Source organism: Streptococcus sanguinis (assembly GCF_019929225.1).
Lineage (GTDB): Bacteria > Bacillota > Bacilli > Lactobacillales > Streptococcaceae > Streptococcus > Streptococcus sanguinis_J.
In genome coordinates, this window is the sequence record NZ_JAHZPA010000001.1 from 17,348 (window position 1) to 29,714 (window position 12,367).

A 12,367-nucleotide genomic window follows, 5' to 3' on the forward strand; every position below is an offset into this window, starting at 1 on the left:
GAGGAAAGCATTAGAGGAATTAGTATGACCAATACTATTTTACAGCAATTAGAGAGTAAAAAAAGTGAAATAAGAAAAGAGATATTAAATCATGATTTATTTAAAATGAATAGAGATGATGCAATAAAATTTTTAATTTCTAGACTTGAGACCTCCATGTTTCTTTCAAGGGGGAAATTATTTTCACTTTTCAAAACGGAAGATATATATATAGACAGTGAAAAAATTGTTAGAATAATTCAAAAATCGTTACCTTTTATATTTCATAATCTTGTTGAGACGTCACAAGTAGATAGTAAGAAAATAGAAGTTCGAGACCTAATTTTATTACTTCAAAGGATATCTGATTATTTGGAATTTGAGGACTTTATTCAACTTTATAAAATCCAAGTTGTGAATGTTGTCTTTCAAAACCGGATTATTCGTTTCGAATATAAGAGAGATGAGTATAAAATAAATGATATATATAATGGCTATTGGCATATGTTAGAACAACAAAGTGCAATAGCAGGAGCTACAAAGTTGCAAGATATAACAGACAAGATATTTGATTTGACAGTTGATTTTAACATAAACAATTTTACTTTAGAAGACTATAAGAAATTCTGTAAAGGGATAGACCATATTATAGAGATTGAGTATTTAAAACCCATTATGGTCACAAATGAAATTGGGTATATTGAGTTAGAAAAAAGCGAATGGGCTACAAAGTTAGGCCAAGTAATTCCAGAATTATGCGACGAAAAAATTAACCACATTATAGATTTTTTAATATATAATTTTAAATCATTAGATAGTGATCCTATACTATCGTACTTTATTCCAGTAAAAGGGAAGTTAATTCTATCGGTAAGTTTATTTAATACTCAAAGATTAGATAAGAATATATTGAAGTTATTAAGTATTAAAAATCATTCATTCTATCAAAATGAACAAAAGAAACTAGAGTTACATCAAATTAACGAACTTAAGTCTATGAAATCAGATATGTATGATTTTGACATTGATAAAAATGGTAGCCCAGGAGAAGATTTAATTGTATATGACAAAAAAGCAAACATAGTTCATACTATTGAATTAAAATTTAAACTTCCTGTTGATTCAGTAAACGATATAAGGAATTTAAAAAAATTATTATCTAAAGGTGCTGCACAAAATAAAAATGCTATGGAAAATTTAACTGTAGAGAATGTTTTTGACAAATATTTTGATCATAAATATAGCGGAATCAGACCAAATAAAATATTATTTTTTACTTTAACCAATTATTCAGTGGATTATTTTTCAGATAGTTTCATCTTATTGACACAGCATTATAAACAACTATTAAAGAAGGATTCTTGCTCTTATCGATTAGAAGATATTTTAAATGATAAATATAGAGGTCTGAATTTAGTTCCTAAAGTAAAGTTTAAAAAAATAAATTTATTTGGAAATATAATTAAAATTCCAATTTRTTATGCAGAGGCTTCTCACCAAAATTTATGAAGATGATGTTAGGTGTCCTTATTTCTTCTATATCTACTCAATATTATGTGCTAAAAACATTTTTATAGTGGTATTTATATGCCTCATTTTCAAAGATATTAGAATAAGTAACGAATTATATTTTCTATTTTCAAGTTATTATTTATGTTATACTAGAAAAGTCAATATTTTAGAAAGCATCTTACTACATAACAAATTTTTTCATTCAAACCCGCACGAAAACAATATTGCAGACTTTTCCTTAGTTGTTGGGGGAATTGAGCTGATATTTGAATAGACTAACTAGTTCCTGATGGTGTAAATCAATTAGTTTATTAGTATACACGTCAGGCTTATCAGTTAAACCATCCAGGTACCTATTTGGATGGTCGTGATATTCACGATGTTTAGCCAGAGGATATCCCAGCTGGGGCTTTGGAAACTAATATGAAATACTCTACTTTACTAAAATCCCCACAACCAAGTTCAGTTTCATCTGAGCTTGGTTTTTCTATTCATCCACCCTCACAATCCGTCACCGACTTAATACTTTCTTTTAAGCCTTAAAAATGATAAAATAAGACAAACAAACTATAGGAGAACATAATGACTAAAGCAAATTTTGGTGTTGTTGGTATGGCTGTTATGGGCCGTAACCTTGCCCTAAATATCGAATCTCGTGGCTATATAGTTGCCATCTATAACCGCTCAGCAAATAAGACAGAGGACGTCGTTGCCTCTCATCCTGAGAAAAACTTTGTGCCAAGCTATGATGTAGAGTCTTTTGTCAACTCTATTGAAAAGCCACGTCGGATTATGCTGATGGTTCAAGCTGGTCCTGGTACAGATGCGACTATTCAGGCATTGCTTCCTCACTTGGATAAGGGCGATATTCTGATTGACGGTGGGAATACTTTCTACAAAGATACCATTCGCCGCAATGAAGAGTTGGCTAACTCTGGCATCAACTTCATCGGTACAGGCGTTTCTGGGGGTGAAAAGGGCGCATTGGAAGGACCGTCTATCATGCCGGGTGGTCAAAAAGAAGCTTATGAGTTGGTAGCAGATGTCTTGGAAGAAATCTCTGCTAAAGCTCCTGAAGACGGTGCACCATGTGTGACCTATATCGGTCCTGATGGTGCTGGTCACTATGTAAAAATGGTCCATAACGGGATTGAATATGGAGATATGCAGCTGATCGCTGAGAGTTATGACTTGATGCAGCACTTGCTGGGGCTTTCAGCTAGTGAAATGGCAGATATCTTCACAGAGTGGAACAAAGGCGAGCTGGACAGCTATCTGATTGAGATTACAGCGGATATCTTGACACGCAAGGACGATGAAGGTCAAGATGGCCCAATCGTTGACTACATTCTGGATGCGGCTGGTAATAAAGGAACCGGTAAGTGGACCAGTCAATCTTCTTTGGATTTAGGTGTGCCGCTGCCATTGATTACTGAGTCAGTCTTTGCGCGTTACATTTCTACCTACAAAGATGAGCGTGTGGCTGCCAGCAAGGTATTGCCAAAACCAGCTGCATTCACCTTTGAGGGAGACAAGGCAGAGTTGATTGAAAAGATCCGTCAGGCTCTTTACTTCTCAAAAATCATGTCTTATGCTCAAGGTTTTGCTCAATTGCGTGTAGCTTCTAAGGAAAATAATTGGAATCTGCCGTTCGGAGAGATTGCTTCTATCTGGCGTGCTGGCTGCATCATCCGTGCCCGCTTCCTTCAGAAAATTACAGATGCTTACAGCCGTGATGCTGACCTTGCAAACCTGCTCTTAGATGAATACTTCATGGATATTACAGCTAAGTACCAACAGGCAGTCCGTGATGTTGTCAGCTTGGCTGTGCAAGCAGGTGTACCAGTACCAACCTTCTCCAGTGCCATTGCTTACTTTGATAGCTACCGTGCAGAAAATCTGCCAGCTAATCTGATTCAGGCACAGCGTGATTACTTTGGTGCTCATACATACAACCGTAAAGACAAAGAAGGTACCTACCACTATTCTTGGTACGACGAAAAATAGGATAGGCCTATGGCAAAGCGAATTTTACTAGTAGAAAATGAAAAAAATCTTGCCCGATTTGTGAGTTTGGAACTGCAAAAGGAAAGCTTTCTTGTAGATTTGGCTGAGACTGGTCAAGAGGGACTGGCTTTGGCTAAAGATGTGGATTATGACTTGCTCTTGCTCAACTATGATCTTCAAGATATGACTGCCAGCGATTTTGCTCAGCAGCTGAGCTTGATCAAGCCAGCGTCCGTCATTATCGTTTTGGCTAGTCGCGAAGAGATTGCAGAGCAGCAGGAAACAATCCAGCATTTTGCTGTTTCCTACGTAGTCAAGCCTTTCATTATCAGTGATTTAGTGGAGCGTGTCTCTATCATTTTCCACGGGCGGGACTTTATTGACCAGCACTGCAGCCTCTTGAAAATTCCGACCTCTTATCGCAATCTGCGAGTAGATATTAAAAATCATACGGTTTACCGTGGTGAGGAAGTTATTGCACTGACGCGGCGGGAGTACGATCTGCTGGTGACCCTGATGGGCAGCAATAAGGTCATGAGCCGTGAGCAGCTGCTGGAGCGTGTCTGGAAGTACGAGAGTGCAACGGAGACCAACGTTGTAGATGTTTATATTCGTTATCTGCGCAGTAAAATTGATGTGGAAGGGCAGCCAAGCTATATCAAAACCGTTCGCGGTGTTGGTTATGCCATGCAAGAATAAAAAAATCAAAACTCTGTTCTCCTTAGGAGACGGAGTTTTTTGCGCTTGTTATAGTATAGATAGGAGAACTAATGGGATTTTTCTAACTATTTTATGCAATCGTTTTCGTTGGAATATAGCAAAAATATAACTCTTGAAGAGAAAATGCAGTATTTTAGGTGCAAAAAAAGAGAAATTTTTTTTATAAAAGCCTTTACAAAATAAAAAATCGTGCTATAATAGATGTATCGATATGCAAACGATTTCACAAAAACGGACTTGTTTGTAAAAAATATAAGGAGGTCTGAATGATGAAAGATTCATTCAAGAACATTTTTAGCTTTGAATTTTGGCAAAAATTCGGTAAAGCTTTGATGGTGGTCGTTGCTGTTATGCCGGCAGCAGGACTGATGATTAGTATCGGTAAATCAATTCCGATGATTAATCCAAATCTAGGTGTTTTAGTCACTACTGGTGGTGTTTTAGAGCAGATTGGTTGGGGGGTTATTGGTAACCTGCATATCCTCTTTGCTTTGGCTATCGGTGGAAGCTGGGCAAAAGAACGCGCAGGCGGTGCCTTCGCAGCAGGTCTGTCCTTTATCCTGATTAACCGTATTACTGGTGTTATGTTTGGCGTTACCAGCGATATGCTCTCAGATAAGGCAGCTGTAGTTAAAACAATGTTTGGCGCATCTATTAAGGTTTCTGATTATTTCATCAGCGTTCTAGAGTCACCAGCTCTGAACATGGGTGTATTTGTCGGAATTATTGCTGGTTTTGTTGGAGCTACAGCTTATAACAAATACTACAATTTCCGTAAATTGCCAGATGCTTTGTCATTCTTCAATGGTAAGCGTTTTGTACCTTTCGTTGTTATCTTGCGCTCAGTAATCGTGGCAATTGTTTTGTCATTCGTATGGCCAGTTGTTCAATCAGGTATCAACAGCTTTGGTATTTGGATTGCTAACTCACAAGATACTGCACCAGTTTTAGCACCATTCATCTATGGTACTTTGGAACGTCTCTTGCTTCCATTTGGTTTGCACCACATGTTGACCATTCCGATGAACTACACAGAATTAGGTGGTGTTTATCACGTTATTACTGGTTCTGGTGCGGGAACAACTGTAGCTGGTCAAGATCCACTATGGTTGGCTTGGGTAACTGACTTGGTTGGTACGAAATCAGCTGATCCTTCTACTTACCAACACTTGCTTGATACAGTTCATCCAGCTCGATTCAAGGTTGGTCAGATGATTGGTTCATTCGGTATCCTTATGGGGGTAGCGGCAGCTATCTATCACAATGTAGATGCTGACAAGAAGCACAAATACAAAGGTATGATGATTGCGACTGCTTTGGCGACCTTCTTAACAGGGGTTACTGAGCCAATCGAGTATATGTTCATGTTCGTTGCAACACCGCTGTATATCATTTATGCATTTGTACAAGGTGCTGCGTTTGCAATGGCTGACATCGTTAACCTTCGTGTGCACTCATTCGGTTCTATCGAATTCTTGACCCGTACTCCTATGGCCATCAATGCTGGCTTAGGAATGGATATCATCAACTTCATCTGGGTAACTATCCTCTTTGGTGTTGTGATGTACCTCATTTCTAACTTCATGATCAAGAAGTTCAACTACGCAACTCCAGGACGTAATGGTAACTATGAAACAGCAGACGGTTCAGATGAAGCTTCTTCATCAGAGTCAACTGGCGGTAAAGTTGCTGAAGCATCTCAAGCAGTAAATGTTATCAACCTTCTGGGTGGTCGCGCTAATATCGTAGATGTAGATGCATGTATGACTCGTCTGCGTGTGACTGTCAAAGATGCTGAAAAAGTTGGAACAGAAGAACAGTGGAAAGCTGAAGGCGCTATGGGCTTGGTTATGAAAGGCCAAGGCGTTCAGGCTATCTACGGACCAAAAGCTGACGTTCTCAAATCTGATATTCAAGACTTGTTGGATTCTGGTGAAGTGATTCCTGAAACACTTCCTAGCCAAAAAGCAGAATCAGCAGCTGCCGAAGTTACTTACAAAGGTGTGACTGAGGAGGTTGAAACTGTTGCGGACGGTCAAGTCATTGACTTGGCAGATGTTAAAGATCCAGTATTCTCACAAAAAATGATGGGTGACGGATTTGCAGTTGAGCCTGAAAACGGTAAGATTTATTCACCAGTTGCTGGTACAGTAACTAGCGTCTTCCCTAGCAAGCACGCTATCGGTCTTGTAACAGATAACGGCTTAGAAGTCTTGGTACATATTGGTTTGGAAACTGTTAGCCTTGAAGGTAAACCTTTCGAAGTTCATGTTTCAGAAGGTCAGAAAGTTGCAGCTGGAGATCTTCTTGTAACGGCTGACTTGGGAGCAATCAAGGAAGCAGGACGCGAAACTTCAACTATCGTAGTCTTCACTAATGCAGCAGCCATCAAGTCTGTAACAGTAGAAAAACTTGGTCAATCATCTGCTAAGACAGTTGTTGCTAAGGTTGAATTGTAAAATAGAAAAGAGAAATCATGGCAAAATTCCTGACATTAAATACTCATAGTTGGATGGAAGAAGAGCAAGAAATCAAGCTTAATCAGCTTGCAGAACGCATTCTTCAAGAAAAATATGATGTCATTTGCCTGCAGGAAGTCAATCAATTAACGGAGTCTGAACAGGTTGTTCAGGCTCCTTTCTATCAGGCGGTTGAGGGTGCAATTGAGATCCATCAAGACCACTTTGCCCTTTGTTTGGTAGAAAAGTTGGCTGAGGCAGGACTGGACTATCATTGGTCCTGGGCCTATAATCATATTGGATTTGATATTTACAACGAAGGAGTGGCAATTCTGTCCAGAAAGCCGCTGACTCCTAGAGAAGTTCTGGTTTCAGAGGCTAATGATCCTAGGGATTACCATACTCGTAAGGTCTTGCTAGCCGAGACTGAGGTTGATGGTCAATTGTTGACAATTGCCTCCTGCCATCTGTCTTGGTGGGACAAAGGCTTCCAGGGGGAATGGGCTAAGCTTGAAGAAGAGCTGCTAAAAGCAGAAACTCCTCTGGTCCTCATGGGCGATTTCAACAATCCAGTCGGTCAACAAGGCTACCAGACTATCTTAGCCAGTCCACTGAAGCTGCAGGATAGCCATACTGCTGCAAAAGAAGCTATCGGAGAGGCGACAGTAGAAGGGACTATTGCAGGCTGGGATGATAATAAACATGCTCTGAAGATAGACTATGTTTTCACTAGCCAAGGGATGGACGTTGAGCGCTCCGCTGTTGTTTTTGACGGGAAAGAAACCCCTGTTGTCAGTGACCACTTTGGTTTAGAAGTGCAAGTGACTTTATAATAGTAAAAAGATGAGGCAAGATTGAGAATGCAACAGATTTGCCTCTCTTTTTCTTTTTGATAAACATATTTTTAAGGTGAAATAGTGTAATTTTACACCCCAAACGGCTGTCTTTTGTTATTCTTGAAAACGTGTTATAATGAAGTATTAGGATTCTAGGAGGAAATGGTATGCGTTGTCCAAAATGTGGTGGGAATAAATCAAGTGTAGTTGATAGCAGACAGGCAGAAGATGGGAATACAATCCGTCGCCGCCGTGAGTGTGAGGAATGTCAGCACCGCTTTACGACCTACGAGCGCGTCGAAGAGAGAACCCTAGTGGTTGTCAAAAAGGACGGGACACGCGAGCAATTTTCTCGGGATAAGATTTTTAACGGTATTATTCGCTCCGCTCAAAAGCGACCAGTATCTAGTGACGAAATAGAGGAGATTGTCAATCGAATCGAGCAAAAAGTCCGCAGTCAGAGCGATAATGAAATCAATAGTGAATATATTGGATCCTTGGTCATGGATGAACTGGCTGAGCTGGATGAAATCACCTACGTTCGTTTTGCCAGTGTTTACCGGAGTTTCAAGGATGTGGGAGAACTGGAAAGCTTGCTCAAGCAGATTACCAAGGGGTCCAAGAAGAAAAAGGACAAATAAATGAAACCAAACCATCAGTTTTCTTTCTTGCGCAATAATGCAGTCAGCTCAGATATTGCTATCTTGACCAAGCTCTATTTGCCGATTTTGGGGAGAGAAGCGGTAGCACTTTATCTTTATCTGCTGTCTTTTGGAGATAATGGGCAAAAGCAGCACCTCTTCAGTCAGATTCTCAATCATTTAGATTTTGGACTTAATATTTTAGAAGAAAGTTTTGAGCGTTTGGCGGCGATTAAGCTAGTAGATCTTTATCAAACAGATGACTATTATCTGATTCAACTCCACCCGACCTTAACGGCGGAGGAATTTTTCAGCCATAATGTGTACAGTCGGCTCTTGGAAAAGAAAATCGGCGAAGCTGCTGCAGATGCCCTGCGACCAGAAAATCCTAGCGGAGATAAATTGATCAAGCCTTTTATGCAGGTGTTTGGTATGGAAGATGAGCAAGCAAGGGCAGTGCGAAAAGCCAATGATTTTGACTTGGAGTATTTCAAGCAACGGATGGCTCAGGACAATCTTCGTTTTGCCAATGAAAAGGAAGATGTGCTAGAATTGTTTGCAATTGCTGAGCAGAAGAAGTGGACTTGGTATGAGACTTATGTCTTGGCGAGAGAAACTGCTGTTTCTCAGGTCATTTCTACTAAACGGATGAAGCAAAAGCTAGCTCAGAAGCCGGCAGAAGGCCAATTTTCTAAGCAGGAGCAGTCTATCATTCAAGAGGCAAAACGAACATCTCCAATGGTCTTTCTGGCAGAAATCAAAAAAACTCGTCAGGCTGCTATTACGCGGACGGAGAGAAAGCTTTTGCTGGATTTAGCTGAATTAGGCCTTTTGGACGAGGTTATCAACGTAATCTTGCTCTTGACCTTTAATAAGGTGGATTCAGCCAATCTCAATGAAAAGTATGCCCTCAAGGTAGCTAATGATTTTTCTTATCAAAAGGTGACGACAGCTGAGGAAGCAGTCTTGAAAATCCGTGAGCGCAACCAGCAGCCCCAGAACCGTCCAGCTAAATCTGGACAAGGCTCTACCAAGAGCAACGTACCTGACTGGAGTCAGCCGGATTATAAAAATGAAACGAGCGCAGAGAAGCAGGCCGAGCTAGAAGAGCAGAAACGTCGGCTCTTAGCCAAACTTGAAGGAGGAGGCGAATAAATGGAGAAAATAGGACAGAATATGCCTCATATGAATAGGGTGCGGCAGTTTGACTATCAGGAGCTGGTTAAGCAGATTATGGCCGATCCAGATGTGGCAGCCTTTATCCAGCAGGAAAAGCTGACCCAAGCTGAGATTCAGCGCAGTGTCTCCAAGTTTAACCAGTATATTACGGAGCGTAACCGCTTTTTGCTGGGGGACGAGACCTATATTGCCAAGGGCTATAAGCCAATCTTGGTGAAAAATGAAGGCTATGCGGATGTTGCCTATGAAGAGACACCTGAGTTGATTGAGCAGGAGAGACAGGAGGCTATTAGAAGCCGTCTCAATCTTATCAGCCTACCAGCCAGTCTCAAGGAGGCTAGTCTGGCTCAGGTGGATCTGGACGATGTTGGCCGCTACAAGGCTTTTGAACTTTTGACCAACTTCGTTGCTGAGTTTCCGAATTATCAGAAGGCTGTTTATCTCTACGGCGATTTTGGGGTCGGTAAGAGTTACATGATGGCTGCTCTGGCGCATGATTTGTCAGAAAAACGCAGTGTTTCAACGATACTCCTTCACTATCCAAGCTTTGTTTTGGATGTTAAGAATGCGATCAGTTCCGGCTTGGTCAAGGAGAAGATCGACCAAGTCAAGACAGCTCAAGTGCTGATTTTGGACGATATTGGTGCAGAGCAGTCCAGTCCTTGGATGCGCGATGAGATTTTGCAGGTCATTCTCCAGCACCGTATGCAGGAAAATCTGCCAACTTTCTTTACTTCTAACTTTAGTTTTGCGGATTTAGAGCGTCACTTTGCCAGCTCTAAGAATGGCGATGAGACTTGGCAGGCTAAGCGAGTTATGGAGCGAATTAAGTTTCTGGCTCAGGAGGTACGCCTAGAAGGAGAGAACCGCCGATGAATGAAACGATTAACTTAATGAAATCTCACACGTCTGTTCGCCGCTTTACGGAGGAGCAGATTTCGGAGAAGGAACTACGTGCTGTCATTGATGATGGGCGGGCTGCGTCCAGCTGGAAGAATTTCCAGTCTTACTCTATCATTGTGGTGCGAAGCAAAGAGAAAAAAGAAGCCCTCTTTGACTTGGTGCCCCAAGAAGCCATTCGGCAGTCTTCAGCCTTCCTGCTTTTTGTTGGCGACCTCAATCGTGCCCAAAAGGGCGTTCACATGTATACGGAAGACTTTTATCCTGAGGGAACGGAGAATCTCCTGATTAGCTCAGTAGATGCTGCTTTAGCTGGACAAAATACCCTGTTAGCAGCTGAAAGTTTGGGTTATGGTGGAGTAATCATTGGACTGGTTCGATATGCTGCCAGTCAAATAGCAGAGCTTTTCAAGCTACCGGACTACACTTATCCAGTCTTTGGGATTGCTCTGGGAAATCCCAACCAGAACCATGCATTCAAGCCACGCCTGCCTTATGAAGCAGTGGTCTTTGAGGAAGAATATCGTGAACAGGATCGTTCAACTATCCAAGCCTATGACCGCGTACAGACTGAATATGCAGGCGAGCGAGCTAAGGAAACCTGGAGTCAGCGCCTAGCTGCCCAATTTGGTCAGGAGCCAAATCAGGCTATTGACCAACTATTCAAAGAAAAGAAATTAGAAAAATAGGGTGGAGTTTGGCTCTGTCCTAAAGAATGAAAGAGGAAAAACATGGCCTTACCAACTATTGCCATTGTCGGCCGTCCCAATGTCGGCAAGTCAACGCTCTTCAATCGGATTGCAGGTGAGCGGATTTCCATTGTGGAAGATGTCGAAGGGGTGACCCGCGACCGAATTTATGCGACAGCAAGCTGGCTCAACCGTAAGTTTAGTATTATTGACACGGGCGGAATTGACGATGTTGACGCGCCTTTTATGGAGCAAATCAAACACCAGGCTGAGATTGCTATGGACGAAGCAGATGTTATCGTTTTTGTCGTGTCTGGCAAGGAAGGTATCACGGATGCGGACGAGTATGTGGCTCGCATGCTCTACAAGACCCATAAGCCGATTATTTTAGCGGTCAATAAGGTGGACAATCCTGAAATGCGCAATGAGATTTTTGATTTCTATGCGCTGGGCTTGGGCGATCCATTCCCAGTTTCCTCAGTCCACGGGATTGGTACAGGGGATGTTCTTGATGCTATCGTTGAAAATCTGCCAAATGAAGATGTCGCTGAAAATCCTGATATAATTAAGTTTAGCTTGATTGGCCGTCCTAATGTCGGCAAGTCTAGCTTGATCAATGCTATTTTGGGTGAGGAGCGGGTTATTGCTAGTCCTGTTGCTGGTACAACGCGTGATGCCATTGATACGGTCTTTACGGACAGTGAAGGTCAGGAATTTACCATGATCGACACGGCTGGTATGCGCAAGTCAGGCAAGGTGTATGAAAATACGGAGAAATACTCTGTCATGCGGGCTATGAGGGCGATCGATCGCTCAGATGTCGTTTTGATGGTGCTTAATGCCGAAGAAGGAATTCGTGAGTACGACAAGCGAATCGCTGGCTTTGCCCATGAAGCAGGAAAAGGTATTGTTATCGTCGTCAATAAGTGGGATACGCTGGAAAAAGACAACCATACCATGAAAGACTGGGAAGAAGATATCCGAGACCAGTTCCAGTATTTGTCTTATGCGCCAATTATCTTTGTCTCTGCCCTGACCAAGCAGCGTCTCCATAAGCTGCCGGACATGATTAAGCAAATCAGTCAGAGTCAGAATACCCGTATTCCGTCAGCGGTGCTCAATGATGTTATCATGGATGCTATTGCGATTAATCCGACGCCGACTGACAAGGGCAAACGCCTCAAGATTTTCTATGCGACTCAGGTAGCGACCAAACCACCGACCTTTGTCATCTTTGTCAACGAAGAAGAGCTTATGCACTTCTCTTACCTGCGTTTCTTAGAAAATCAAATTCGCAAAGCTTTTGTCTTTGAAGGGACCCCAATTCACTTGATTGCAAGGAAGCGGAAGTAGAGTTGGAAAACAGCAATTTGACAAACATACGTTTATATGTAAAAATGAAAGTAAGCATAAGAGCTTGCTTTTCTTTTTTTATGTCGAAAGTA

At 41.5% G+C, this 12,367-nt stretch carries 10 protein-coding genes; all 10 read left to right on the plus strand.

Annotated features, from left to right (window positions below):
- Positions 1-24: 24 nt before the first annotated feature.
- The 10 genes from K1I80_RS00105 (at position 25) to der (ending at position 12,275) form a co-directional block, all read left to right on the plus strand.
- Complete coding sequence (locus tag K1I80_RS00105; protein WP_223338984.1) at positions 25-1,488, plus strand: hypothetical protein; 1,464 nt, start codon at positions 25-27, stop codon at positions 1,486-1,488.
- Between the two features lie 585 nt (positions 1,489-2,073).
- Positions 2,074-3,498: an NADP-dependent phosphogluconate dehydrogenase gene (gene gndA, locus K1I80_RS00110; RefSeq protein WP_223313433.1), complete on the plus strand. Its 1,425-nt coding sequence runs from the start codon at positions 2,074-2,076 to the stop codon at positions 3,496-3,498.
- Between the two features lie 9 nt (positions 3,499-3,507).
- On the plus strand, positions 3,508-4,197 hold the full coding sequence (locus K1I80_RS00115; RefSeq protein WP_223313432.1) for a response regulator transcription factor: 690 nt from the start codon (positions 3,508-3,510) through the stop codon (positions 4,195-4,197).
- A gap of 287 nt (positions 4,198-4,484) precedes the next feature.
- Entirely contained in the window at positions 4,485-6,677 is a 2,193-nt protein-coding gene (locus K1I80_RS00120; protein WP_223313431.1) for a PTS transporter subunit IIBC, read from the plus strand.
- 17 nt (positions 6,678-6,694) lie between these two features.
- Positions 6,695-7,510 carry an endonuclease/exonuclease/phosphatase family protein gene (locus tag K1I80_RS00125; protein WP_223313430.1) on the plus strand — a complete coding sequence of 272 codons (816 nt, stop codon included), beginning with the start codon at positions 6,695-6,697 and terminating at the stop codon, positions 7,508-7,510.
- Positions 7,511-7,680: 170 nt separating this feature from the next.
- Positions 7,681-8,154, plus strand: coding sequence for a transcriptional regulator NrdR (gene nrdR / locus K1I80_RS00130; RefSeq protein ID WP_002894570.1), 474 nt, complete (start codon positions 7,681-7,683; stop codon positions 8,152-8,154).
- Entirely contained in the window at positions 8,155-9,309 is a 1,155-nt protein-coding gene (locus K1I80_RS00135; protein ID WP_223313429.1) for a replication initiation and membrane attachment family protein, read from the plus strand.
- Positions 9,310-10,209, plus strand: a complete 900-nt coding sequence (dnaI, locus tag K1I80_RS00140) for a primosomal protein DnaI (RefSeq protein ID WP_223313428.1) — start codon at positions 9,310-9,312, stop codon at positions 10,207-10,209.
- Complete coding sequence (locus K1I80_RS00145) at positions 10,206-10,922, plus strand: nitroreductase family protein (RefSeq protein ID WP_223313427.1); 717 nt, start codon at positions 10,206-10,208, stop codon at positions 10,920-10,922. Before dnaI ends, K1I80_RS00145 begins: the two co-directional genes overlap by 4 nt.
- A gap of 42 nt (positions 10,923-10,964) precedes the next feature.
- The gene (der, locus tag K1I80_RS00150) at positions 10,965-12,275 is read left to right on the plus strand and encodes a ribosome biogenesis GTPase Der (RefSeq protein ID WP_223313426.1); all 1,311 of its coding nucleotides are present in this window, start codon (positions 10,965-10,967) and stop codon (positions 12,273-12,275) included.
- Positions 12,276-12,367 lie beyond the last annotated feature (92 nt).

Coding starts and splice junctions, on each gene's coding strand:
- gndA (WP_223313433.1), top strand. CDS start 2,074: ATGACTAAAGCAAATTTTGGTGTTGTTGGTATGGCTGTTATGGGCCGT.
- K1I80_RS00115 (WP_223313432.1), top strand. CDS start 3,508: ATGGCAAAGCGAATTTTACTAGTAGAAAATGAAAAAAATCTTGCCCGA.
- K1I80_RS00120 (WP_223313431.1), top strand. CDS start 4,485: ATGATGAAAGATTCATTCAAGAACATTTTTAGCTTTGAATTTTGGCAA.
- K1I80_RS00125 (WP_223313430.1), top strand. CDS start 6,695: ATGGCAAAATTCCTGACATTAAATACTCATAGTTGGATGGAAGAAGAG.
- nrdR (WP_002894570.1), top strand. CDS start 7,681: ATGCGTTGTCCAAAATGTGGTGGGAATAAATCAAGTGTAGTTGATAGC.
- K1I80_RS00135 (WP_223313429.1), top strand. CDS start 8,155: ATGAAACCAAACCATCAGTTTTCTTTCTTGCGCAATAATGCAGTCAGC.
- dnaI (WP_223313428.1), top strand. CDS start 9,310: ATGGAGAAAATAGGACAGAATATGCCTCATATGAATAGGGTGCGGCAG.
- K1I80_RS00145 (WP_223313427.1), top strand. CDS start 10,206: ATGAATGAAACGATTAACTTAATGAAATCTCACACGTCTGTTCGCCGC.
- der (WP_223313426.1), top strand. CDS start 10,965: ATGGCCTTACCAACTATTGCCATTGTCGGCCGTCCCAATGTCGGCAAG.